At 47.9% G+C, this 23,776-nt stretch carries 21 protein-coding genes and 1 riboswitch; of the genes, 10 read left to right on the forward strand and 11 right to left on the reverse strand.

All coding sequences use genetic code 11. The features are described from left to right. Nucleotides 1-11: 11 nt before the first annotated feature. The 4 genes from NLX82_RS20770 to NLX82_RS20785 all read left to right on the forward strand — a co-directional run bounded on the left by NLX82_RS20770 (nt 12) and on the right by NLX82_RS20785 (nt 5,276). Nucleotides 12-566, forward strand: coding sequence for a MarR family winged helix-turn-helix transcriptional regulator (locus NLX82_RS20770; protein ID WP_023990302.1), 555 nt, complete (start codon nt 12-14; stop codon nt 564-566). A gap of 90 nt (nt 567-656) precedes the next feature. Beyond that, nucleotides 657-1,889 (forward strand): MFS transporter, encoded by a 1,233-nt coding sequence (locus tag NLX82_RS20775; RefSeq protein WP_254349007.1) that lies wholly within the window; start codon nt 657-659, stop codon nt 1,887-1,889. Between the two features lie 328 nt (nt 1,890-2,217). Beyond that, the gene (locus NLX82_RS20780; RefSeq protein ID WP_023990304.1) at nt 2,218-3,351 is read left to right on the forward strand and encodes a virulence factor; all 1,134 of its coding nucleotides are present in this window, start codon (nt 2,218-2,220) and stop codon (nt 3,349-3,351) included. Between the two features lie 121 nt (nt 3,352-3,472). Continuing rightward, a riboswitch (Lysine riboswitch) is annotated at nt 3,473-3,675 on the forward strand. Between the two features lie 134 nt (nt 3,676-3,809). Next, complete coding sequence (locus tag NLX82_RS20785; protein ID WP_023990305.1) at nt 3,810-5,276, forward strand: amino acid permease; 1,467 nt, start codon at nt 3,810-3,812, stop codon at nt 5,274-5,276. Nucleotides 5,277-5,394: 118 nt separating this feature from the next. Here NLX82_RS20785 and NLX82_RS20790 read toward each other — a convergent pair whose 3' ends face one another. Together NLX82_RS20790 and NLX82_RS20795 are read right to left on the reverse strand one after the other, a co-directional pair. Further along, entirely contained in the window at nt 5,395-6,771 is a 1,377-nt protein-coding gene (locus NLX82_RS20790) for an MFS transporter (protein WP_071558246.1), read from the reverse strand. A gap of 47 nt (nt 6,772-6,818) precedes the next feature. Next, nucleotides 6,819-7,946: a transglutaminase domain-containing protein gene (locus NLX82_RS20795; RefSeq protein ID WP_075154750.1), complete on the reverse strand. Its 1,128-nt coding sequence runs from the start codon at nt 7,944-7,946 to the stop codon at nt 6,819-6,821. A 280-nt stretch (nt 7,947-8,226) separates the two neighbouring features. Here NLX82_RS20795 and NLX82_RS20800 point away from each other — a divergent pair, with 280 nt between their 5' ends. The 3 genes from NLX82_RS20800 to NLX82_RS20810 are packed head-to-tail and all read left to right on the forward strand — an operon-like array spanning nt 8,227 to nt 10,685. Next, nucleotides 8,227-8,472 (forward strand): FeoA family protein, encoded by a 246-nt coding sequence (locus tag NLX82_RS20800; RefSeq protein ID WP_016820309.1) that lies wholly within the window; start codon nt 8,227-8,229, stop codon nt 8,470-8,472. After that, nucleotides 8,463-10,472: a ferrous iron transport protein B gene (gene feoB, locus NLX82_RS20805; RefSeq protein ID WP_075154752.1), complete on the forward strand. Its 2,010-nt coding sequence runs from the start codon at nt 8,463-8,465 to the stop codon at nt 10,470-10,472. The genes NLX82_RS20800 and feoB overlap by 10 nt, the downstream gene beginning before the upstream one ends. A gap of 36 nt (nt 10,473-10,508) precedes the next feature. Next, nucleotides 10,509-10,685, forward strand: coding sequence for a FeoB-associated Cys-rich membrane protein (locus NLX82_RS20810; RefSeq protein ID WP_023990309.1), 177 nt, complete (start codon nt 10,509-10,511; stop codon nt 10,683-10,685). A gap of 90 nt (nt 10,686-10,775) precedes the next feature. Here the strand turns inward: NLX82_RS20810 and xylB are convergent, their stop codons facing one another. Both xylB and xylA read right to left on the reverse strand, forming a co-directional pair. Next, a complete protein-coding gene (gene xylB / locus NLX82_RS20815; RefSeq protein ID WP_254349008.1) occupies nt 10,776-12,299 on the reverse strand; it encodes a xylulokinase in 1,524 nt (507 codons plus the stop codon). Between the two features lie 48 nt (nt 12,300-12,347). Then, nucleotides 12,348-13,664: a xylose isomerase gene (gene xylA / locus NLX82_RS20820; RefSeq protein ID WP_068938249.1), complete on the reverse strand. Its 1,317-nt coding sequence runs from the start codon at nt 13,662-13,664 to the stop codon at nt 12,348-12,350. A gap of 133 nt (nt 13,665-13,797) precedes the next feature. On the opposite strand from xylA, the gene NLX82_RS20825 reads away from it, so the two are divergent. Then, entirely contained in the window at nt 13,798-14,970 is a 1,173-nt protein-coding gene (locus NLX82_RS20825; protein WP_076264987.1) for an ROK family transcriptional regulator, read from the forward strand. 71 nt (nt 14,971-15,041) lie between these two features. On the opposite strand, the gene NLX82_RS20830 is transcribed toward NLX82_RS20825, so the two are convergent. The 5 genes from NLX82_RS20830 to trxB form a co-directional block, all read right to left on the reverse strand. Further along, nucleotides 15,042-16,499: a glycoside hydrolase family 1 protein gene (locus tag NLX82_RS20830; protein WP_071558242.1), complete on the reverse strand. Its 1,458-nt coding sequence runs from the start codon at nt 16,497-16,499 to the stop codon at nt 15,042-15,044. A gap of 16 nt (nt 16,500-16,515) precedes the next feature. Beyond that, complete coding sequence (gene licT / locus NLX82_RS20835) at nt 16,516-17,352, reverse strand: BglG family transcription antiterminator LicT (RefSeq protein WP_076160789.1); 837 nt, start codon at nt 17,350-17,352, stop codon at nt 16,516-16,518. A gap of 50 nt (nt 17,353-17,402) precedes the next feature. After that, nucleotides 17,403-19,292 (reverse strand): beta-glucoside-specific PTS transporter subunit IIABC, encoded by a 1,890-nt coding sequence (locus NLX82_RS20840; RefSeq protein ID WP_034095096.1) that lies wholly within the window; start codon nt 19,290-19,292, stop codon nt 17,403-17,405. 362 nt (nt 19,293-19,654) lie between these two features. Beyond that, complete coding sequence (locus NLX82_RS20845) at nt 19,655-19,885, reverse strand: glutaredoxin family protein (protein ID WP_007432162.1); 231 nt, start codon at nt 19,883-19,885, stop codon at nt 19,655-19,657. Between the two features lie 58 nt (nt 19,886-19,943). Beyond that, nucleotides 19,944-20,885: a thioredoxin-disulfide reductase gene (gene trxB / locus NLX82_RS20850; protein WP_023990316.1), complete on the reverse strand. Its 942-nt coding sequence runs from the start codon at nt 20,883-20,885 to the stop codon at nt 19,944-19,946. A 281-nt stretch (nt 20,886-21,166) separates the two neighbouring features. Here trxB and NLX82_RS20855 point away from each other — a divergent pair, with 281 nt between their 5' ends. Further along, on the forward strand, nt 21,167-21,898 hold the full coding sequence (locus NLX82_RS20855) for a ZIP family metal transporter (RefSeq protein ID WP_053326102.1): 732 nt from the start codon (nt 21,167-21,169) through the stop codon (nt 21,896-21,898). An 81-nt stretch (nt 21,899-21,979) separates the two neighbouring features. Here the strand turns inward: NLX82_RS20855 and NLX82_RS20860 are convergent, their stop codons facing one another. Continuing rightward, a complete protein-coding gene (locus NLX82_RS20860; protein WP_023990318.1) occupies nt 21,980-22,441 on the reverse strand; it encodes a hypothetical protein in 462 nt (153 codons plus the stop codon). Between the two features lie 10 nt (nt 22,442-22,451). Next, the gene (locus NLX82_RS20865) at nt 22,452-23,006 is read right to left on the reverse strand and encodes an NAD(P)H-dependent oxidoreductase (RefSeq protein WP_076160729.1); all 555 of its coding nucleotides are present in this window, start codon (nt 23,004-23,006) and stop codon (nt 22,452-22,454) included. A 133-nt stretch (nt 23,007-23,139) separates the two neighbouring features. Here NLX82_RS20865 and NLX82_RS20870 point away from each other — a divergent pair, with 133 nt between their 5' ends. Then, nucleotides 23,140-23,775 (forward strand): HlyD family efflux transporter periplasmic adaptor subunit, encoded by a 636-nt coding sequence (locus NLX82_RS20870; RefSeq protein WP_071558241.1) that lies wholly within the window; start codon nt 23,140-23,142, stop codon nt 23,773-23,775. The last annotated feature ends 1 nt before the right edge of the window (nt 23,776 follow it).

Consider the following 23,776-nt stretch of genomic DNA (forward strand, 5'->3'; position numbering starts at 1 on the left):
AGGGTGAACTTATGCCACCAAAACAAAGTAAGCGGGACACCGTCCAGCAACCCCTTCCCCGTCTGGGTCCAGAACCTTATCTGGAGTTAATGGATCAAACTGCCCTTGCAGGAACGGACCGACAACTTGCCCGCATTGGTCTCTTCTTGCTGTGGACGGGTGATAACGTGCTGGACGCGATCGATCTAGATCTATCTGCCTACGGCCTCACAGAGAGTAAGCTAGATCTGTTGTTGCTGTTGACACTACACCAATCTCAGGCTCAGATGAGCCCCTCTATGATTGCCGACCGTCTGGGAATCCGTCGTGCATCTGTTACATCAATCTTGGACTGGACAGAGCAACGAGGATGGATTATCAGAGAACATAATTCTACAGATCGACGCAAAATTCATGTACGCATTACAGAAGCGGGGACTCATCTTGTACAGCAGGTGCTCCCTGTATTTTGGTCTTCTTGTGCTTCTCTAGCGAGTATTTTGGAGCCAGAGGAGCAGGTCGTTTTTTCGCGGATTATAGAAAAAATCCATCATCATATGGAAGGCAGATTGGGGGTGGGTAGATAAATTTTTTTAAACAGATAATTAGGTTATCTAATATATTTAATTGCGCGTATCAACAAGCTGCTTATTTTATGATCAAGGAGTGTTCAATTGATGAGTAAATTACGAACCAATCATACCGTTATACAGAAAGAAAATGTGGCTCTCCCTTATGCATGGATGACTGTAATCCTATGCTGGTCAGCGGTTGCCGTTATGTCCAGCCTGTATGTGACGATCCCTTTGGTCCCTCTTTTTGCTAAAGTGTTTGGAAAAGCGCTTGCTGAAGCAGCCCTGCCGGGCAGTATCTTTTCCTTAGGCTTTGCGGCGGGATGTCTTGTTTATGGTGGATTGTCTGACCGCTTTGGACGAAAGCAGGTTATCGTCACCGGACTGCTCGCATTAACGATTATTTCGTTATCCATCAGCTTAACCAGTCAATATTCTGTATTAGTTACACTGCGCTTGCTTCAGGGTTTAGCTGCGGCCACCTTTTCTCCCGTTGCTCTTGCATACGCTGTCGATATGTTCCCGACCGAAAAACGGGTAACGGCTATCGGCTTTATCAGCACCGGTTTTCTAGTAGCAGGTATCGCTGGTCAGGTATTTAGTATTGTCATTAGCGAGCAAATGGGGTGGAATCCGGTATTTCGGATGCTAGGCATTTTATATGCAATTACCTTCCTAATCGTCCTTTTTTTCCTGCCTAAAACCCCCTCCCCTCAACGAGGTGTTCGCATTTGGTCAGCTTTCAGTCAGTTAGGGACCGTTCTGCGCTCGTATCCTTTATGGTTAAGCTATACGGTTGCTTTTGTTCTCCTGATGTCCTTTGTGAGCATGTATACGGTTTTGGGTAGCTATCTTGGCGGCCCTGAATTTGGCCTGAATAGCCGACAGATGCTTTATGTCAGATCCGCTGGTATCATCGGCATGCTCCTTTCACCATTCGCCGGAAAGTTAGCCCAGAAATACGGTGTGCACCTTATATTACGTACAGCTCTTATTCTTTCCATTCTGAGTTTGGCGCTGATGGGAATGACACACTCTCTTATGACTATCGTGGTGTTGAGTGTATGCTTTGTCAGCGGCATTGCCCTGAGTGTTCCTTCACTCATAGCAATCGTCGGCCAGCTCGGCGGCGCAGCGAGGGCTATAGCTGTCTCACTATATACCTTCATCCTGTTTGCCGGTACAAGTCTAGCTCCTGTGCTTTCCATTCGCTTGATGGATAATGGCGGTAATCAGACGACTACATTTATGCTGCTGGCAGCTGTTCTGTCTCTAGGCTTTATCGCCTCCCTGCTCATTCGCAACCACCAGAACGATCCGCTGAAGCGGAATGCATAGACAGCATCAAACTATAAACCAAACTTAAAAGCTACCTATAGCGCCACTGCGCAGTCGGATGGTGCTTCCCATCGCCACCGCTACGCTTGTACAGCACCATTCCGCCACTCCGTTTTCATGTTAATTTTTCGAGTTCGGCTTATATAGCATCCTGTTTTTATTAAAAAAACCTCCATATTCATCAGCCATGTTCACATGAATTAGTGTGAGATATGTCATTGTGTTTTCCTCGGAAACACGAACTTCTCTTTGGAGACATTCGCAGAATGAGTTACAATACAGATAAGCTATATATGGAGAACTTTTGAACAGGAGGCTGTACTGAGCTATGAAAATAACATCTATCGAGCCAACTCCCAGTCCGAACACCATGATGCTGCATCTGGATGAGCGACTGGAAGCGGGTATCCGCAGAACATATACACGGGACAATGAGCGTTCCGCTCCTCCATTTATCCGGCGCATGCTGGGCATTGAAGGGGTCAAAAGCGTGTTTCACACGACCGACTTTGTAGCCCTTGACCGCAAAGGGAATGCAGACTGGTCCACCATTTTGGGTCAAGTCCGGGATCGGCTAGGCGAGGAAGGCGCTGACGCCAATTGGGATTTGCCAGAGGAAACCTCTGGAGAAGCATTTGGCGAGGCACAGGTCTTTGTGCAATTTTTTCGCGGCATTCCTATGCAAATTCGAGTCAAGGCGGGGCAGCAGGAGGAACGAATTTCCTTGTCTGACCGCTTTGTGCAAGCCGTTACCCGTGTAGCGAGTGCAACGCTGATTAAGGAACGCAAGCTGAGTGATTACGGCGTCCGCTATGGTGAACTACCGGACATTGCACGCGAGGTCGAGCAGGAACTGGAAGCTGCCTTTCCGCAAGAGCGGCTGGAGCAGATTATCCAACAGGCGATTGCCCACGGCGCAAACAACAGCGAATTCGTGGAGGAACGCCGCGAGTGGAGCGATGCCGAGTTGGGGCAGGCCCTGCAACACGAGGATTGGCGCACACGCTACGCTGCGCTGGATCGGCTGGAACCGACGCCCGAGCATTTGCCGCTTATCCGGCAAGCGCTGCATGACGACAAAATGCAGCTGCGGCGGCTGGGCGTCGTCTATCTGGGCGATATTCGCTCACCGGAGGCGATGGATCTGCTAGCTGAGGCACTGCGCGATCCTTCAGCGGCAGTACGCCGCACCGCAGGCGACACGTTGTCGGACATCGGCGACCCGGTCGCTACCAGCGCAATGATCGGAGCCCTGTCGGATAGCAGCAAGTTGGTGCGCTGGCGGGCGGCACGTTTTTTATACGAGGTTGGAACTGAGGATGCGCGTGATGCGCTGGAGAAGGCCGTCGATGATCCCGAATTCGAGGTTAGTCTACAGGCTAAAATGGCGCTGGAGCGCATCGAATCAGGCGAACAAGCCGCGGGAACAGTTTGGCAGCAGATGGCCAAGCGGAACTCTTAATTTAAGATTCTACGAGTGATTTTCAAAAAATTGTCGATTGTCAGAAGATGTACAGGTACGATATACTGTAGTTCGCTATACAATAAAATATCATGTCATACACCTCATCAACCCTGTTTTATGATGAGGTAGAGGTCGCGGATGTAATCAGTACACCGGAGGAGACGATAAGAGCCGTCTGAGATTCCAGTGGAAAGGTACACCCGCCGAAGTATGCGGAGCTGACTCTTTGTAAATACTCCGAATGCTGGGGCTGCTAACCGAAAGGAGCAGAACTGTCACACGCTGTCCTAACACAGACACGTGTGTTGAGCTATCTTGTTATAGAAGAAGGTATGGTGCGGAATGCATAGACAAGACCGCAGGCGTATTCCCTGCGGTTTTTTGATTTATATACTCCCCCTCCTTCTGGCTCTTGCCCTGACATGAAATACAATTTCATGAAGGAGTGTTTGAACGTGCAACACAAAGCAACACCTGACGCAACCTTGCGTAAAAGTCTCAAAGCCCGCCATATGACGATGATCGCCCTCGGCGGCTCTATCGGAACAGGTCTGTTCCTCGCCAGTGGAGGCGCGGTTGCCGAAGCTGGACCCGGTGGTGCCCTGCTGGCTTATGCAGCAGTTGGTCTCATGGTCTACTTCCTCATGACCAGCCTCGGTGAGTTGGCTACATTTATGCCTGAATCTGGCTCTTTTAACACCTATGCAGGTCGCTTCGTCGATCCGGCTTTTGGTTTCGCCATGGGATGGAACTTCTGGTACAACTGGGCAGTGACGATTGCTGCCGAATTGGCAGCAGCGACCGTGCTCATCAAATACTGGTTCCCGGAAAGCCACTCTGCCTGGTGGAGCCTGTTATTCCTAGCCGTAATCTTCGCGCTCAACGCGTTGACCGTCAAAGGCTACGGTGAGTCTGAATACTGGTTCGCCATGATTAAAATTGTGACCGTCGTCATCTTTTTGACTGTAGGTGTGCTGATGATCTTTGGCATTATGGGTGGCCCTGCGATCGGCTTTGCCAACTTCACGGTAGGAGACGCCCCGTTCCATGGCGGATTCTTTGCTGTATTGGGCGTATTCATGGCAGCGGGCTTTTCCTTTCAGGGAACGGAGCTGATTGGGGTAGCCGCTGGAGAGAGCGAAAATCCGCGTGAAAATGTGCCGCGCGCCATCCGTCAAATCTTTTGGCGCATCCTGTTCTTTTATATTCTGGCGATTCTCGTGATTGGATTGATCATTCCGTACACCAATCCGAATCTGCTGCGGGGAGACATCAGTGACATCGGGGTCAGCCCGTTCACGCTCGTATTTGAAAAAGCAGGGCTTGCGATTGCTGCTTCTGTTATGAACGCCGTTATTCTGACTTCCGTATTGTCGGCAGGTAACTCGGGTATGTACGCGGCAACTCGGGTACTGTACGCTTTGGCACGGGAAGGTAAAGCCCCGCGTTTTCTCGGACATATCAATAGACGCGGCATTCCTATGAACGCGCTGCTGATCACGACCGCTGTCGGTATGCTGGCCTTTCTCGCCTCTCTGTATGGAGACGGTGTAGTCTATAACTGGCTGCTGAATGCCTCCGGAATGTGTGGATTTATTACGTGGGTCGGGATTGCGGTCAGCCATTATCGTTTCCGCCGTGCCTTTACTGCACAGGGTCACAGTCTAAGTGAGCTGCCATACAAAGCCCGCTGGTTCCCGTTTGGGCCGTTGTTCGCCTTCGCTCTGTGTATCATTGTCATTATCGGGCAAGGGGCGGATGCCTTCACCGGACAGGAGATTGACTGGAAAACGATGATCGCTACGTACATGAGTGTGCCGCTGTTCCTTCTGCTGTGGCTCGGCTACAAATGGACCAAACGTACTAAAATCGTTCCATTAAAAGAATGTGATTTGAGTCCGGATGCTTCTTCGGATAAATAATAGAAAACAGTAAAAAAAGCCCGTCTCCACATATCAGGGAAAACACGCTGGTAAACCTGGTCCAAGACCGTTTATCCGCATTTTCACCTGTATATGCCCGGAGACGGGCTTTTTCTGTTTATTTGGAGGAAGGTTCCAATGAAGCTGACAAAGACATGGATAAGGCACGACGACTAAAAATACCGTATATAACAGCAATCAGCGTCAGCACTGCAGAAAACAAGTACAAATTAACGATGCCCAGATGATCTGCAATCCAGCCCATTAAAAGCAGCGATATACAAAAGGTCAAACTTGTCAGTGTGGCCTGGGCAGACAGCACCTTGGGCAAATCATGTACGGACACACTCATTTGCATCATCGTGCGGCGGGATACGACGGACATTTCCGCAGGTAGTCCCATCAACAACACGATAAGCAGCGTTAGTGGCGGTAATGTGTTCAGTGCATACCACGCTGTCAGCAGCCCGTAGCCTGCCATCCCCGCCAACATGGCGGGCAGCAGTCTGCGCTGCAAATGCTTGACGCAGGCGAGGACAACGATGCCGCCGCCAATCGCTCCTGCAAAATACGCTGCATTGATGTATCCCCACCATGCCTCACTCTTGTGCAAAACCTGCTGAGCGAAAGCAAGCGTGAACGCGCCTACCCAAACCGAACCCCCTAGAAGGTCAATCATATCCATAAAAATAAGAGCTTTCAGTCTGCGACTGGCTCCGATGAGGCTCCAGCCTTCACGGAGTATTTCCTTTTTACGTTTGGGAGGTAGTGCGGTGCTCTCTGATTCCGGGCCATACAGTGTATCTTCCAACCGTGCAGGAGGCAAGTCATGATGCCCTTGCCCGGACTCAGTACCAGTTTCGGAAACTGAGACATCTCCACCTCGCACCCTTGTTCCAGGTTGCAGCAAATAATGGGCTTTGCCCTCTAGTGGATCTCGAATCAGACTGGTGAAGATCATTGCTACCATATACAGCCCGCCGGCCACCAGTAGTGTTTTTTCTGAGCCTAGCATGGCTACGAGCACACCACTAAGCCCCCACCCCGCTAATTGCACCGTCTGATCGCTAACCGATACCAGACTGTTTGCCCGCATGAGTCCTTCCCCAGACGCAAGGCGGGGAATCAGCGCATTACGCGCAGGCGTGGTCCATCCGTCCAGAAAGGACATGGCTGCCACCAACGTAAACACCATCACCCATATCGGCTCCGTACCCGCTGACCACAAGTGGCCCAGCAGAACAGCAAAGAAAGCCAATTGCCCGAACTGAGAAACGAATAAAATAAAAGGAAGCTGGAATCGGACCAAAATGAGCGGTGCTAAAAAGCCGCTGATCATCTGTGCCCCCATTCGCAGCAACGGGACGAGTACCGAAGAGAAGATCGAGTCCGTTTCATGAAAAACCAGAGACACAAGTGCCATAATGTAAAGAATGTCGGCCGCATTGGACATAGTCTGCGTGCCAAGCAAGTAGGTAAAGGAACGCTTGTGCATATAAATAGAATACTCCTTTGTTAATGTAGCTTTTTACAGCAAGATGATTAGGTCCATTTCAGGGTTACACGAAGATTGCCGGTACTTCCTAGATCCGTAATTTGATAAGAAATGGATTTCAAACCGAGTTGATATAAGGATTGTAAATCCTCCTTGAGACTTCGCTCCGTTCCCTGATAGGCGAAGGTAAGTGTTGTCCCTCCCTTATTTACAATCTTACGCACCTGTTCCTTAATGTCGGCGGATGTTTTAACCAGACCCTTGCCGTCTTGCAGCGGATATTCGAGGGTATTGTACAGTTTTTGATACACAGCAGCCTTTGATCCTCCGGTAGCTACCAGTGCTGATAAGGTTTCCCGATACGATGTATTCGCCTGAGGATACGGCTTAACCCATGAGTGATCCCGCCGCATTTCGGTATCCGTCAACAGATAATATGAAGTGCTTACCTCATTCGCGCGATCCGGGGTTGGATCATCCCATGTCGTATCCATGTGATACCATCGATCATCTAATAAAACAAGATTCCAGGCATGCAGCTGGCCCCCTGCTCTTCCTTCCACAATCCGGTTCGTAATGCCTGCACGTTCCAGCATTTTATAGGCCAACAGTGAATAACCCTGACAGACTGTGCTTCCCGTTTTCAGGCCATCATAGGCTGTGTACTTTTGTTGTGCTTCATCATACTTCAGGCGAACGACGATCCAATCATGAATGGCCTTTACCTTCTCATGATCCGTCATTCCCTTCGTAATAATATCCCCCAGCACTGCTTTAACTGTGCTATCCACATATGCTGTCTGTTCCTTCGTCTCCCGGTAGCTTAGACGAATCGTAACCTGAGCGGAGGTCGTTGTGCCTGTATAGCTGAATGCGTAGCTTTTGATCGTATAATTCACATACGGATCGCTCTCCATGGCCTGTTGGATGGCCGTCTGTAATTGTTGCTTGAGACCGTTCACTCGCCCTTGATATGTAAAGGTCAGCGTTTCACTCCGCGTAGCCATTGCCTGTAAAAGCTTGTTCTGAAGCTGCTGCGATGATACGGATGGAGCCGGCTTGGTCGATGCCGCATACACATTGCTACCCCACTCCACAGCCTGCGGCAGCAACACAGCCAGCGCTGCACCCGCAACCAGACATTTTACAAGCCTAACCCCGATTTTTCTGTTCATACAGAGCGTTCCTGCCCTTCTTAGCATAGTTGTAAACAGCTATATCTTACCATAAAAACAGTTGCCCCAAACGCTCTAGTTTTGTCGGTTGCAGACGAGTAAGGGAGCAGTTCAAGACAGGGTGTGACATTATACTCGCCTATATAACAGATGGGACAATGAGCAGACTTGTCGTTCGCAGAGAGTTTTATCACAGCAATCTAGGTTTCCTCATGATATGGTACTGGCATCGGAAGTAAATGATATTGATTCTCATTCTAGATCAGAAAGGCTGAGCACCATGCCAGAATGTATCTCACTCCTTCGTACACCATTAGGTCAAACTGTGCGTTTGCAATCTCTTGCCCCTCTTCATCCCTCATTGCGCCGTCGCTTAACAGATATGGGTATCAACGAAGGTTCCATCATACGATTAAAGAAAATCAGTTTATTGGGCGGTCCTATCGTCATTGAATGCAACGGCCAGCTGGTTGGCCTCCGTCAAAATCAAGTGAAGCAACTGGAGGTTGTTCCAACATGGACATGATCGCTCTATTCGGTAATCCCAACACAGGAAAAACCTCATTATTCAACAAGCTGACTCGTACGTATGCAGAAGTAGGAAACTGGTCCGGCGTCACAGTGGAAAAGAAAACAGGAATCCTGCGTGACAAGTCTGCCGTATTGGTGGATTTGCCGGGCGCCTACTCTTTACTCCCTCTTTCGCTGGATGAAGGTGTCGCAACTCGATATTTGCTGGAAGAACCTCCTACGGCCCTGATCAACATTGTGGATGCCTCCCAGCTCCAGCGTAATCTCTATCTAACCGTACAACTACTGGAGTATGGCCGTCCGCTTGTACTTGGCTTAAACATGACTGACGTAGCCGATGCCACGGGTCTTCGCGTAAACAAGGAATTGTTAGCCGATCAGTTGAACGTTCCCATCATTCCTATGGTGGCGCGTACAGGCAGTGGAAGTAAGCAAATGCTTGCTTCTCTTCGGGAGGTAAGACGTACATCCAATGCTTTTCAATTGGACTACGGTCCTGCCGTTGAAGCTGCCATTACGGATATTTGCAACTTGCTGCCAAATGCACCTGTGCCGCAACTGCGGTGGGCCGCACTGCAATGTCTGGAAGGCAATCCTGTCGTCATGGAATGGATGACGAATGAGGTACAGCGTGAACAAGTAACTGTGCGCATCCACCGTTGCGAGGAAGAACTTCTCGGTGAAGGCCATGCCATCACCCCTGCTCAGCATATTCGTTCTGTACGAACAGCATGGATTGCTGATCTGTGCACCAAGGCACTCGACACCTCCAAACTCAGACCGCACAGCCTGACGGATAGGCTGGATGCACTATTAACTCACCGGTATCTGGGGATTCCGATCTTTTTGCTGCTGATGTACGCTACCTTCAAGTTCACCTTCGATTGGGCGGGTACGATCCTTTCAGATATGCTGGATGGATTTTTTTCAGGGACACTCAGCACTTGGATTTCTGAGTTACTCGTTCACTTGAACGCGTCCGCTTTTACGCAAAGTCTAGTCGTGGACGGCATCGTGGCTGGAGTCGGGGGTGTGCTTGTTTTTCTGCCTCAAATTGCTATTTTATTTCTGATAATTTCAGTGATCGAAGACTCCGGGTATATGGCACGGGTCACGATACTAATGGATCGCCTGATGCAAGCCGTTGGCTTGAACGGGAAAAGCTTCATTCCCTTTATCATCGGATTTGGCTGCAATGTCCCTGCGATTATGGCGGCACGCACCATTGAACAGCCCAGAGAACGTCTCATTACAACATTGCTGGTGCCCTTTATGTCGTGTTCGGCCCGCCTGCCGGTATATGCGTTGTTTGCGGGTGTGTTTTTCCCAACACATGCGGCAAGCATCATCATGCTGATGTATGTGTTAGGAATCATCGTTTCACTTATACTTGCCAAAATTTTTTCCAAAGTATCCATTTTGTCGGGTGAGCCCTCCCTCTTCATCGTGGAACTTCCTCCCTATCGAGTGCCGCAGGCTCTTACACTATTCCGCAGCACATGGGAGAAGGTCAAAGGCTTCGTCCGTAAAGCTGGAACAATTATTCTTGCAGGTTCCGTTGGCATCTGGCTCTTGTCCAATTTCGGTCCGCAGGGCTTCGGGGCAGAAATGGATGACAGCCTGCTTGCCACCGTTGGAGGTTGGTTCGCTCCATTACTGGCCCCTCTCGGTTTTGGCACCTGGCAAGCAGGTGCTTCCCTACTCACAGGCTTTATGGCCAAGGAAGTTGTCGTATCAACGATGAATATTATTTACCACGTTCCTGATATGCAGGGACTTGAACTACAAGTCAGACAGGCCTTTACACCGCTTGCCTCTTTTAGCTTTATGGTGTTCATTCTGTTGTATGTTCCGTGTCTGGCTACGGTAGCGGTCATTCGTAAAGAAACCCTTTCGTGGCGTTGGACCGCATTTTCTGTGATCTATCCTTTGACCGTCGCATATATCATCGCCGTCTTGATCTATCAATGTGGCAGATTATTAGGTTGGGGTTAAGTCAGGCCCTACAGTAAATAAAAGGAAGTGGATTCCATGATCAATATCATCATTTTATTGGCGATCCTCGGTTATAGTGCGTGGGTGCTGGTACGATTTTTGCGAAAAAGTCGTCAAGGCGCCTGTGCGGGGTGTTCGTCGAGCAAGTCATGTCCTGGCTGTGCCGGGAGTTCTATGAATGAAGATCATGCGAAAATCGAGAAAAGTATTTAATTCAAACTCATCATCACATGAAAAAAAAGCGGCTCCGGGGGTTTCTTACACCCGAAGCCGCTTTTCATTTACGCTCAAAACTCACCGTATTCAGCGATATACTGCCAAATGCTCACTTAGCTCTCGCGTATGCAGGTAAACTTCACGGTACAGTTCGTATAGGCCTTCATACCGTGCCACATGTTCCGGGTTTGGTGAATATCTCGCTGCTTCACGCAGAAAAGCTTCAGCACACGCTTGCAGAGATTCTAACCAGCCACTACCATAAGCAGCCAGCATGGCCGCCCCCAATGCAGGTCCCTGCTCGCTTTCCAGCTTGATGATATCCGCATTAAAAATATCTGCCTGCATTTGCAGCCATGCCTCATTACGCGCACCGCCGCCGATGGAAATGACTTCGTTCACCGTTTTGCCCGTTCCTCTGAGAATATCAATGGATTCCTTGAGCGAAAACGTAATTCCCTCCAGTACCGCCCGTGTAAAATGCGCAAGCTTATGCCCCGCATCCATCCCGATAAAGCTGCCTCGAATGGTTGCATCTGGATGAGGTGTACGTTCGCCGACGATATAAGGCGTGAACAGCAGCCCTTGGCTGCCCGGCTCAATAGAGTTCACATCTGCCAACAGTGCATCAAAAGAATGCCCTGGTGCAAAGGTATCCTTAAACCAAGTCAAGCTGTATCCGGCCGCGAGCGTAACCCCCATAATATAATAAGCATCCTGCTCACTATGATTAAAAAAATGCGCCCGCCCCTGCACATCAATATCCTTGCGTTCCTCATAAGAAAGTACAACCCCTGAGGTGCCGATGCTGCACAGGGTGCGGCCTTCGCTCAAAATGCCGGCGCCAATCGCGCCACATGCGTTGTCCGCACCACCTGCAAAGACCTTCGTTTCAGGCGAAAGCCCGCTCTGCTCCGCAATCTCCGGCAGTAGCGTACCCGTCTGATCAAAGGATTCCACTAGCGGCGGGAACAGCGACAACGGTAGGTCAAACGCGGCAGCGATCTCTTCGCTCCACTGCTTGTTCGCAATATCCAGCAGCAGCGTGCCCGCCGCATCCGAATACTCCGTCGCCAGCTCTCCTGTCAGACAGTAGCGCACATAATCCTTGGGCAGCATAAAATGTGCCGCACGGGCCAGCACGTCTGGCTCATGCTCCTGCACCCACAGCAGCTTGGGCAGCGTGAAGCCTTCCAGCGCGCGATTACGTGCGATGTTCAGCAGCTCCGATCCGAGCTTTTCTTCAATACGACGGCATTGTGCTGTTGTACGCGTGTCATTCCACAGAATAGCCGGACGAAGCACTTGGCCTTCCTTGTCAGTCAGCACAAGCCCGTGCATCTGTCCCGAAAAGCTAATACCGTCCACGGCATCTGTGCCGCCGATTCCAGCCTTCTCCACAAGCTGTTTTAGTGATGCTAACGTGCCACTGACCCAGTCCTCAGGGTGCTGTTCGCTATACCCCGCCTTCGGCTGATGGAGCGGATAAGACTGGGAGGTTTCATAAGACACCTGCCCCTTGCGGTTAACCAGCACCGTTTTGACCGCGCTGGTACCCAAATCTACGCCGATGACATAGCGTTCCTGCTCCTGATTTAGCTTCTCCTGCATTGGAGTTCCTCCTTCCCTGTTATCGTACTACCCTTATAAGTTCTGGCATTAGTCAGCTAAAATGTATTGATTTAATGTTGCTTTCAGATATTCCTGACGACCGGATACGTTTTTGCGTGGTGTTTCGTTCGCCAAAGCATATTCAGCAAGAGAAGCAAGCGTTGCTTTTCCGGATACGATGTCTGCTCCAATACCTTCTTTAAAGCTGCTGTAGCGCTTCTCAATAAAGTTTTCAAACACACGATCTTCGATCAGTTTGGCGGCTACCTTCAGTCCCTTCGCATACGTATCCATACCTGCGATGTGCGCAAGGAACAAGTCTTCTGGCTCAAATGATGCTCTGCGCACCTTGGCATCAAAGTTGATACCGCCACGGCCCAAGCCTTCATTTTGCAGCACTTCATACATGGTCAGTGTGGCATCATACAGATCAACCGGGAATTCGTCCGTATCCCAGCCCAGCAGCAAATCTCCCTGATTTGCATCCAGTGATCCCAGCATGCCGTTAATCCGTGCTACACGTACTTCATGATCAAAAGTATGCCCCGCCAAAGTTGCATGATTAGCTTCCAGATTAAGCTTGAAATGCTGATCCAGATCATATTTTTGCAGGAAGGCAATCGTCGTCGCCGCATCAAAATCATACTGATGCTTCGTTGGCTCCTTCGGTTTTGGCTCAATCAGGAACTGAGCGTCAAAGCCGATTTCACGCGCATAGTCTACGGCCATATGGAACATACGTCCCAAATTGTCCTGCTCCAGCTTCAAATCCGTGTTCAGCAGTGTTTCGTAGCCTTCACGGCCTCCCCAGAAAACATAGTTATCCGCGCCCAGACGTTTGCCCACTTCCAACCCTTTTTTAATCTGAGCAGCTGCGTGTGCGTATACATCTGCATTGCAAGTCGACGCAGCTCCATGCAAATAACGTGGATGGCTAAACATGTTCGCCGTATTCCACAGCAGTTTTTTCCCCGTAGCTTTCATATGTTCCTCAATCAGATCCACGATGGTATCCAGATTGCTGTAAAATTCCTTCAATGACGCGCCTTCTGGTGCAATATCCACATCGTGGAAAGCAAAATAAGGTAAATTCAGCTTATCCAGCAGCTCAAAGGCAGCTTCCACACGTGCCTTCGCCAAATCCAGCCCGGTAAACTTGGACCATGGACGTTCCGCTGTTTCTACACCAAAAGGATCAGAGCCGCCTGCAACCAGTGTATGCCAATAGGCCATGCTAAAACGCAAATGCTCCTCCATCGTTTTTCCCGCTACAATTTCCTGTGGATTATAAAATTTGAACGCAAAAGGATTGTCGGATTGCTTGCCCTCAAAGTTAATTTTAGATACCTGTTCGAAATAAGCCATTATAAGTTCCTCCTTTATAGTAAACGTTTACAAAAACGATTCTAGCACAGCTAAAAGACTTTGTCTATTGCTTAAACTAAGTTTGTTTTTATGATATAATATCAGGAATTACACCAACAGGAAGTGAATTAACATGAATGTCACTGGCGATCAGGCGCTTGTCAAAAAGCTGAATAAATCCATTGTGCTGGAGCGTATTCGCCTTCATGCTCCGCTATCCCGGGCACAGTTATCCAGTCAAACTGGATTAAACAAGGCCACCGTTTCCAATCTGGTGGCAGAGCTCATCACCGATGGACTTGTGTATGAGACGGGATTAGGGGAATCCAGCGGCGGGCGTAAGCCTTTGATGCTACTGTTCAACAGCCGTGCAGGCTTTGTACTCGGTATTGAGGTGAGTGTACAGTACATCAAGGGCGCTCTGACCGATCTGGCAGGTACCATTGAAACCGAGCTTACCTTTTCCCTAACCCAGCATGATCCTGCCTTTGTTATGGAACAGATTCGAAAGCTCGTTCAGGAGCTCATGCAGGTCACTCCTCCCTCCCCTCATGGTATCGTCGGCATTGGGCTGGGGGTACCGGGTATGGTGGATGAAACCGGAACCGTTTTGTTCGCACCCAATCTGGGCTGGGAAGAGGTTCCGCTGCGGCGGCAGCTTGAGGCCGAGCTAGGTCTGCCCGTCGTAGTGGATAACGAAGCCAACGTCGGCGCACAGGGCGAGTTGTACTATGGTATGGACGGTGATCACCGACAGCTGGTGCGGGATCTGGTCTACATCAGTGCAGGGTCCGGGATCGGGGCCGGGATTATCATTGACGGCAAGCCGTATCAAGGAGCTTGGGGGTACGCCGGGGAGACGGGTCATATGACCATTGATTGGAACGGACGGCTCTGCTCTTGCGGTAGTCGCGGCTGCTGGGAGCTGTATGCTTCGGAGAAGGCGTACGCAGCATCCACATTGAAACTGCCTGCACATAATACAGCGGAATTACTGCCGTTTGCTCAGCAAGGTGAAGCGAGTACATTAAGCGTCCTTAGTGATATTGGGCGATATTTGGGTGTGGGTATTACCAACATTGTGAACAGCCTCAACCCCGGAATGCTTATCATCGGCGGTCCACTGGCGGAAGCCAGACCTTGGTTGGAGCAAAGTATGCGTGAAGTGATTGACGAACGTGCTCTGCCCTATCACCGTCGGCAACTACAGATTCGTTTCTCCACGCTTGGCAGCCGTTCGACGATGCTAGGTGCCGCCTATGCAGCAACAGCTCCTTTTCTCGGGCGTGTACGCGTATCTTTATAAGAAAAAAAGCGTACGGGAACACTCAAGTTCCTGTACGCCCACTTTTCTCGAGATTTTGGAAAATCCTCTTCTTACAACCCGTTATTGGAGATAACATCCTTATACCAGTAGAAGCTCTTTTTTCGTTTTCTTTCTAGTGTCCCGTTACCGTCATTGTCTTTGTCCACATATATAAATCCGTATCTTTTTTCCATTTCAGATGAGGAATAACTGACCAAGTCGATCGCTCCCCAGCTGGTGTAACCCATGAGTTCAACCCCGTCTAGAATCGCTTCATGCATTTGTTCAAAATGTGCACGGAAGTAATCAATACGGTAATCATCCTGAATACTACCATCTTCCTCTACCTTGTCGTATGCCCCCAAACCATTTTCTACAATGAACAATGGTACTTCATAGCGGCTGTACAGCTCACTCAGAGAAAGTCTCAAGCCGACCGGGTCAACCTGCCAGCCCCAATCACTCGTTTCCAGATAAGGATTTTTAACGCCGCCAATCGTATTCCCACTGACTTTTTCCATGCCTTCACTATCCGCACTAGCAACCAACGACATATAGTAACTAAAGGAAATGAAATCCACCGGATGCGTCTTCAAAATTTCATCGTCACCCTCGAGCTTTTCAATCACGATTTCCTTTTCACGGAAGAAGCGTTTCATATAATGGGGATACGCTCCGCGAACCTGTACATCCGTGAAAAAATAGTTGAACTGATTATCTTTAAACGCTGCCAGAATATCTTGCGGATTACAGGTGTGCGGATACGTCGTTAGCCGGGTTAACATACAGCCGATTTTAGAATCTGGAATGATTTCGTGACAGTATTTTACGGCCAGAGCACTAGCTATAAATTGATGATGCAGACCCTGATAAACCGCTAGCTCTACATTTTCAAAGCGCTCCGGTAAAATACCACCGCTCGTAAACGGATGGCGCACGATACTATCTATTTCATTAAAAGTGATCCAGTGCTTTACTTTATTTTGGTATCTTTTAAATACAGTCTTACAAAAATGGATAAAGAAATCTACAACTTTCCGTTGGGTCCAGCCTCCGTAATGGTTTACAAGATACATTGGCATTTCGTAATGGGACAGGGTGACAAGTGGCTCTATCCCGTTTTTATGCATTTCATCAAACAGCCGATCATAAAATTGCAGTCCAGCCTCGTTGGGCTTGTCCTCATCTCCGTTGGGGAAAATACGCGTCCAAGCAATAGAAACTCGCAACGTTTTAAATCCCATTTCACCAAACAATGCTAAATCTTCGGGATAGCGGTGATAAAAATCAATTCCCTGACGTTTGGGATAATCATGATCTGACGTGTCCTGCATCGCCTTTTGGATATGTTCCTCAGTCATTGAATTGTGTTTTTTATAATCAGCTTTGCTCACATTCTTTTTGTAAATAGCCATATCTGCTGTAGATATCCCTTTACCATCGACATTCCAGGCGCCCTCCACCTGATTTGCGGCTATCGCTCCTCCCCATAAAAAGCCTTTCGGAAATGTTCTTTTTATTTCTGTCATCTCTAGCTCCTCCTCTTTAATTTCTACTTATGACTCGTTTTAAGTGAATGATCAGATACATAAGTTCTTCATCCGGGATCAAAAGTTCGAATTTGGCTTCAATATATTGTTGAATCGATAACGCACACTTCTCTTCTTCAGGGTACTTGTTCACAATTTGGCTCATTAATTCTGGATCTTGAGAATCCAACATTTTATGCTCAAGTAATCTCTGAACAAAAAATTGAAGGTGCGTTAGAAAACGCGAATAGTTGATGCTGTGGGTATCCAGTTCGATTTGGTAATGCAGTTTAATGATGTTCAAAATGTCTTTGACCGTATTGGTCATCAATAAAACCTGGTTCATATTGTTATCGGTTTGTTGAGCATTAACCAAATGAAAGGCGATATTCGCCGCTTCCTCTTCAGGCAGTTCTAGACCGATACGCTTTTCAATCAAGGAGAGCGCATACAAGCCAATACCGAACTCTTCCGGATAAAACTTTTTGACCTCCCACAGCATCCGATTCTGAATCTTCATATTTTCTTTAAATCGTTTGGTTGCCATGTACAGATGGTCTGTCAGGGATACATATAAATGCTCATTCAAGTGACTGGATAGTGCATTTTTGGCATAAGATATGATTTCGTCTGCCAGAATCAAATACTCTTTGGGTGTTTCCTTCATTAGCGCCGTCAGATCAGAAGACATGCTTTCATTTTCAAGAACATATATCTTTTCAATCTCGTTCTCATCGACGAAGTCACCAGGTTTGCTTTTAAAGCCGATCCCTTTCCCCATCACGATAATTTCTTTGTGATCCTCACGTTTGGCAAGAACAATACTCGTATTGAGAACTTTAATTACTTTCATATCCAGCGACATCTCACTTTCCAGGCTTGATTCCCCCAACAAACACACTGTTAAAGTACAGTAATTAGAGGCTTCTCCGGCCCTGTCTTTTCTGAACTTTCATGACCCATGATTTCCAGATAGTCCGCCGTGTTGGTCACAATAATCGGAGTTATCGTATCATACCCCGCCCTTTGTATAGCTTCAAGTTCAAATTCAATCAGAAGTTGCCCATGCTTAATTTCGTCCCCTTCCTGTACATGCACAGTAAAATGCTGGCCTTTCAGCTTAACGGTATCCAAACCGATATGAATGAGCAGTTCTACACCTTCAACTGATTTTAAGGCTATGGAATGCTTGGTGCGGAATACATTTGCTACGATGCCGTCAAAAGGTGCGACCACTTTTCCGCTACTTGGTTGAATAGCCATCCCTTTACCCACTGCTTCCTGAGAAAATGCTTCATCTTTGACCTGTTGTAAGGGAATTACGGTGCCCTCCATAGGTGCGAAAATAACGGTTTTAGATTTGAAGCTTTTACTTATACTTTGTGCTTTAGCAGGCTCGGGACGAGCTTCTTTTTTAGCCGGTTCGGTAACCGTATCTTGAAAGCCGATCATATAAACTGCAATAAAAGTCACAATGATCGAAATAGCCATCGTAATAAGCGCATATACCAGGTTAGAGTGATCTTCACTGATAAACATCGGCAGTGATGCAAAACCTGGACCCACAGCTGCATAAGCTTTTAAATTCATAAGACCTGCAAACAATCCGGCAACCCCGGCTCCAATCATACAGGCGAACAGTGTTTTTTTCAGGCGTAAATGTACGCCATACAAAGCGGGTTCCGTAATGCCGAATACCCCTGAAATACCTGCGGACAAAGCAATTTGTTTGAACTTGGGATCTTTCGTTTTCAGCGAGACGGCAAATGCACCCGCGCCTTGGGCCATATTGGAAGCCAACATGGCAACCAGTACCAATGTTTCATATCCTGGTGAAGCCAGCGCAGCAAAAATAATAGGATAGAATACTTTGTGCATGCCGAACATGACGATTAGCGGCATCACGATAGACATCAATACGACTGTAAGCCAGCCGATTCGTTCCTGAATCCAGAATACACCGTTGGACATACCTAAGCCCAAATACGTACCTAGAGGTCCTAAGGCAATGAGAGAAACAGGTGCGACAATCAGAATGACTATTAATGGTTTTAGAAATATTTTCACAGGTCCGGGAGAGATTTTATCAGCAAATTTCTCAATATATGACATGAGCCATATGGTCAAAATAATAGGAATAACGGAGGTAGCGTATTGTACCGATGCTACGGGCAGGCCCGCAAATGTGACAGCTTTCTCACCTCCTAGCAAACTGATTAAGTTCGGATGAAGTAGCACACCCCCTAGGAGTACGGATACGAATGGATTAGTCTTGAATTTCTGCGCGCTGGAGAAAGCCAGCAGCATAGGCAGAAAATAAAATGCCGCATCCGAGATTACACTTAGGATCATATACGTTTGGCTTTCTTTGCTCATGATTCCGGTTACTGTGCATAGCAAAAGCAGTGCTTTTAACATCCCTGATGCAGCAATGGCCGGAATAATGGGCTGGAAAATACCTGCAATCATGCTCGCAAAACTATTGAACAATCCCTTAAAGCTTCGATCCATCTTCACTTTTTCGGCTTCATCGGAAGACGATTGATTCGGGTCCAGCAATTTGACTAGCTCATTGTAGACATAGCCTACATCATTTCCTATAATGACCTGATATTGTCCACCGCTATTCACGGCTCCCATAACTCCGTCCAAAGCTTTAATTTCATCTGTTTGTGCCAATTCCGGCTTACGAAGCGTCATCCGTAATCGAGTAGAGCAATGAATAACACTGTTAATATTATCGTTCCCGCCCACTTTGTTAAAAATGGCTTGTGCGATATCTTTGTAATTCATGAGTTACACCTACCTTCTTAAAATAAGGAACAAAAAAAGACCTAAAAAGGGTAGGGAAAAATATCCTACCCAATCTAGGTCTTGCCTGCCGAACAGTAACACGCCTTTATTGGATATTGTGCTATTTAGTTAATTAGAAGTCATAATTGATGGTGCATTGATGAATTGTTACATAGAAGCAACCCGGGTTTTAAGCGCTTACAATTAAAATATAGCACCGATTATCTACAGATGCAATACTTTCGACAAAATTCTCTCTTTTTAAAAAGAAGTAAAAAGACCTCCATCGCAGCATGTAACTGCAATGAGGGTCTTATTAAACCATATAACGATCATAGGACCGTCATCTGCTGTTGGTTGGATTAAGCGTTCAGCACTTTTTCAAACTTGGTTTTGTTCATACCGGAAATACGTTCTTCCCCGATCAAAGTCAATGGAACGGCACGAATGCCCATATCCCAAACCTCTTGAGCAAAAGCTTCATTGGTTTCAATGTTGCGTTCTTCGTACTCCACGCCTTTTTCACTCAAATAGCTTTTTACTTGACGGCAATGCGGGCAGTTTGTAGATGTGTATACAATTGCTTTTTCCATGAATATCACCTCATCATTTATTTTGTTACATCATATTTATTCAACCTTGCGAAGATCATTACAGGGCCAGTGCGCTGTGCTCCAAGCTTTCGATGTATTTCTCGCTGTCCATAGCAGCCATGCAGCCACTACCTGCTGCGGTAATTGCTTGTCTGTAGCGTGTATCCTGTACGTCGCCACAAGCGAATACGCCTGGCACGTTTGTTTCGGAAGTCCCCGGATTTACGACGATATAACCGTTCGCATCCGTTGTAATTTGCCCCTCGAGGAAGCCTGTATTCGGATGATGACCAATCGCCACGAATACGCCGCTAACTGTAATGATCTCCTCTTCGCCTGTTGCATTATTCAGCACTTTCAAGCCAGTGACTCCGTTCTCGTCAGCGATCACTTCTACAGGAGTACGATTAAGCGCCCATTCAATTTTGTTGTTCGCACGAGCACGATCCTGCATAATTTTGGAGGCGCGCATTTCTTCACGACGATGCACCAACGTTACTTTGGAGGCAAAACGAGTCAGGAAATTGGCTTCCTCCAGTGCAGAGTCTCCACCGCCGATGACAACAATTTCTTTGCCACGGAAAAAGAAGCCGTCGCATGTTGCGCAAGTGCTTACGCCACGTCCGATATTATCCTGTTCACCGGGAATACCCAAATATTTGGCAGTCGCCCCTGTGGAAATAATCAGTGTATCGGTAACCAGTTCACCCAAACCTTCTACATCCAATGTAAATGGACGAGCAGTTGTGTCTACCTTGTTTACCCAACCTGTGCGGAATTCAGCGCCAAAACGCTCCGCTTGCTTACGCATATTATCCATCAAATCGGGCCCCATGATTCCTTCAGGAAAACCCGGGAAATTTTCGACTTCCGTAGTCGTGGTTAATTGTCCGCCTGGCTGTGGTCCTTCGATCACCAGTGGGCTCATGTTAGCGCGTGCCAGATAAATTGCAGCGGTCAAACCGGCAGGGCCGGTACCTATAATAATGGACTTGTACATATCTTGGTTCCTCCTAAAATATCATAAGTATTATATAACGAGTTTTCGACACCGGGCGCTGGGCAGCTGCATATACTCTAAAAGTAATTCCACCAAAAGCTTATCCCAAAATGTGGACACCCGGATATTGCAAAAACGAATCACTTGTTTTGTAGGTTCTTATGACTTAGACTGATTCTAAATCCTAATTTCATTATGCGGAAATAGCTGTAAACAGTCAAATGAAGTTTTCATGAAGCGAAGCTTAAAGATAAATTAGGTATGGAGGGATTATCCCGATTATGAATGACGTTTTTGTAGGTAGCTTTATTTCTGCCCTGTCCACTGGACTCGGCGCCGTGCCCATACTATTTATGCGTAATATCACGCATCGGCTTCGCGATGTTTTGTTGGCTTATGCCGCAGGAATTATGACCTCTGCATCCGTGTATAACCTCATTCCCGAAGCGATCGAGCATTCCAATTGGTTCGTGCTGACTGCGGGAATCCTGCTCGGCTGTCTCGTATTACTGGTGATGGAAATGTACATTCCCCATGCGGATTTGGAGGACCCGGACTCCAAGACCTTTCATCTGGAGTCCAAATCTTTTCTCATTATCGCAGCTATTACATTGCACAATTTGCCAGAAGGGCTTTCCGTTGGAGTCAGCTATGCAAGTGAGACTCACAATCTCGGCAATCTGATCGCCTTCTCTATCGGCCTGCAAAATGCCCCGGAAGGCTTTATCGTAGCATTATTCCTTGTGAATCAAAACATCGGCCGTTTCAAGGCATTGGGCATTGCTACCCTCACCGGAGCCGTGGAAATCATAACGAGTCTGATCGGCTTTTATTTGAGCAGCTGGGTGAACGGACTGGTACCTTATGGGCTTGCTTTTGCCGCTGGAGCCATGATGTTTATCGTCTACAAGGAACTGATTCCCGAGAGTCACGGGGATGGCAATCAGCGGATCGCCACATTCTCTTTTATTCTCGGCTTAATTACGATGATTGGGCTAACCGAATGGCTATAGCCGAGCAACACAAAAAGGCTGCCTTCTGCCTGTAATCCAGACAGATAAGCAGCCTTTTTGGCATGTTCAAATAGAGATACCTCATTTTTTTTGGTTCATGGAGCGCAGTGCTTCACGGTACTGCTCGTCCTCACTTTTGTGAGTCTCCTTCTCTCCATTGGATATTTGGGAACGTCCATCCTTTTCTTCGTCTTTTCCAGCAAAACCACGTAAAGCCGCACGATAATCCTGATCTCCGTAAGCATCTTTGAGGTTCTCGCGATCCTTTTCTACCTTCTTATCCGTCTGGATATCAGGCACCTTATGTTGTTCCTGCGCATGATGTTCTTCGACGTCGAGATTTTTATGCTGCATCTCTCGCGTATGATCTGTCAATTCACGCACCTCAGGTTCCACCTGCACAGGATAAGGACGTTTGCTTCTTTGCCGTGTATCCTCTTCGGTGGGGTGAGTCTTGGGAGAGGACTTGCGCGTCATCTTCGTATTAAATACCAGCAAAAAAATAAAGGCAACCGCAGCTACTACGATAAAAGCAATGGTCATCGGCGGCCTCCTATTCTCTTTCAGCGCTACGGTACCGTCCGGCTATCTCAGCGACCCGTTTGCCCAAAGAGCGACCTAGTGCAAGATCATCACCCGTTGGAAGATTAGGCGGTCCATTGGGGTCTGTCTCCACCGGACATGTTATCCCTACGCCGTAATAGGAGCCGTATAACGCATTTTCCGTAATATTAGCTGGCAGTCCTACAACAATCATGCCTTGATGAAGCATCGGAGTAATCAAATTCAGAAGTGTGGATTCTAATCCACCATGAACAGTAGCGGTTGTGCAAAACACAGCGCCGATTTTATCCACCAGCTTGCCCTGTGCCCACAGATACCCCAGCTTATCAATCCAGATTTTCAGACCGCTACTAATGGTACCAAAATGGCCCGGGCAACCCCATATGATCGCGTCCACACTCACTAGCTCATTCACATCGGCCTCGTTCACATGCTTTAGCAACACTTCCGTGTGCTCAAGGCGCGCGCCTTCTGCGATGGAGCGAGCGAGACGTTCGGTATGCCCATTTTCACTGTCATATACAATCATGATTCTGGTCGTCATTATGCGCATCATCCTTTGTCAGCAAAATCATCCTTTTCGCATGCGCTCTTAACCTTGCCCAAAATCCATCTGAATATTATGAATCGTTTGACGCATACTTTGAAAATCCAAGAACTAGGGAGGCATGTTACACATGAATTCACGCGCCATATTAGTCAACCTGCTAGTTATTATCATTATTCTGGCAGGAGGTGGAGCCGCCGCCTATTACTATAATCAATCCGCCAACTACATAAAAACCGATAATGCCCAAGTGAGCGGACAAGCGGTTACCGTTGCCTCTCCAAGCGCGGGCAAGCTCACAGGCTGGAATGCTGAAGTTGGTAAAACCTACACCGCTGGAAGCACGCTTGGGAATATAGAAGGAGGCGGAAGCCGAATTACCGTTACGATTCCAACCGATGGTACCATCGTGCAGCAATCTGCGGTCAATAACTCGATTGTTGGGGCAGGCACGCCTTTAGCGAAGGCTTTTGATCTAAACAATTTATGGATTACCGCCAATATAGACGAAACGGCTGTACAGGATCTTCAAGTAGGACAGACCGTAGATGTATATATTGATGCTTACCCGGATACGTCCCTGAGCGGTAAACTCGAAAAGATCGGTCTGGCGACCGCATCAACTTTTTCACTACTGCCCACTTCTAACACCACTGCCAACTATACCAAGGTGACACAGGTCGTGCCTGTCAACATTTCCATTCAAGGTTATAAAGGGCTGGGTATTATCCCGGGAATGAGTGCGACCATCAGAGTTCACAAGTAGG

This window comes from Paenibacillus sp. A3M_27_13, from assembly GCF_024213315.1.
Taxonomy (GTDB): domain Bacteria; phylum Bacillota; class Bacilli; order Paenibacillales; family Paenibacillaceae; genus Paenibacillus; species Paenibacillus polymyxa_B.

Bases quoted from the DNA above. Each gene is read 5' to 3' on its own strand.
- NLX82_RS20770 (WP_023990302.1), top strand. From the start codon at position 12: ATGCCACCAAAACAAAGTAAGCGGGACACCGTCCAGCAACCCCTTCCC.
- NLX82_RS20775 (WP_254349007.1), top strand. From the start codon at position 657: ATGAGTAAATTACGAACCAATCATACCGTTATACAGAAAGAAAATGTG.
- NLX82_RS20780 (WP_023990304.1), top strand. From the start codon at position 2,218: ATGAAAATAACATCTATCGAGCCAACTCCCAGTCCGAACACCATGATG.
- NLX82_RS20790 (WP_071558246.1), bottom strand. From the start codon at position 6,771: ATGCACAAGCGTTCCTTTACCTACTTGCTTGGCACGCAGACTATGTCC.
- NLX82_RS20795 (WP_075154750.1), bottom strand. From the start codon at position 7,946: ATGAACAGAAAAATCGGGGTTAGGCTTGTAAAATGTCTGGTTGCGGGT.
- NLX82_RS20800 (WP_016820309.1), top strand. From the start codon at position 8,227: ATGCCAGAATGTATCTCACTCCTTCGTACACCATTAGGTCAAACTGTG.
- feoB (WP_075154752.1), top strand. From the start codon at position 8,463: ATGGACATGATCGCTCTATTCGGTAATCCCAACACAGGAAAAACCTCA.
- NLX82_RS20810 (WP_023990309.1), top strand. From the start codon at position 10,509: ATGATCAATATCATCATTTTATTGGCGATCCTCGGTTATAGTGCGTGG.
- xylB (WP_254349008.1), bottom strand. From the start codon at position 12,299: ATGCAGGAGAAGCTAAATCAGGAGCAGGAACGCTATGTCATCGGCGTA.
- xylA (WP_068938249.1), bottom strand. From the start codon at position 13,664: ATGGCTTATTTCGAACAGGTATCTAAAATTAACTTTGAGGGCAAGCAA.
- NLX82_RS20825 (WP_076264987.1), top strand. From the start codon at position 13,798: ATGAATGTCACTGGCGATCAGGCGCTTGTCAAAAAGCTGAATAAATCC.
- NLX82_RS20830 (WP_071558242.1), bottom strand. From the start codon at position 16,499: ATGACAGAAATAAAAAGAACATTTCCGAAAGGCTTTTTATGGGGAGGA.
- licT (WP_076160789.1), bottom strand. From the start codon at position 17,352: ATGAAAGTAATTAAAGTTCTCAATACGAGTATTGTTCTTGCCAAACGT.
- NLX82_RS20840 (WP_034095096.1), bottom strand. From the start codon at position 19,292: ATGAATTACAAAGATATCGCACAAGCCATTTTTAACAAAGTGGGCGGG.
- NLX82_RS20845 (WP_007432162.1), bottom strand. From the start codon at position 19,885: ATGGAAAAAGCAATTGTATACACATCTACAAACTGCCCGCATTGCCGT.
- trxB (WP_023990316.1), bottom strand. From the start codon at position 20,885: ATGTACAAGTCCATTATTATAGGTACCGGCCCTGCCGGTTTGACCGCT.
- NLX82_RS20855 (WP_053326102.1), top strand. From the start codon at position 21,167: ATGAATGACGTTTTTGTAGGTAGCTTTATTTCTGCCCTGTCCACTGGA.
- NLX82_RS20860 (WP_023990318.1), bottom strand. From the start codon at position 22,441: ATGACCATTGCTTTTATCGTAGTAGCTGCGGTTGCCTTTATTTTTTTG.
- NLX82_RS20865 (WP_076160729.1), bottom strand. From the start codon at position 23,006: ATGACGACCAGAATCATGATTGTATATGACAGTGAAAATGGGCATACC.
- NLX82_RS20870 (WP_071558241.1), top strand. From the start codon at position 23,140: ATGAATTCACGCGCCATATTAGTCAACCTGCTAGTTATTATCATTATT.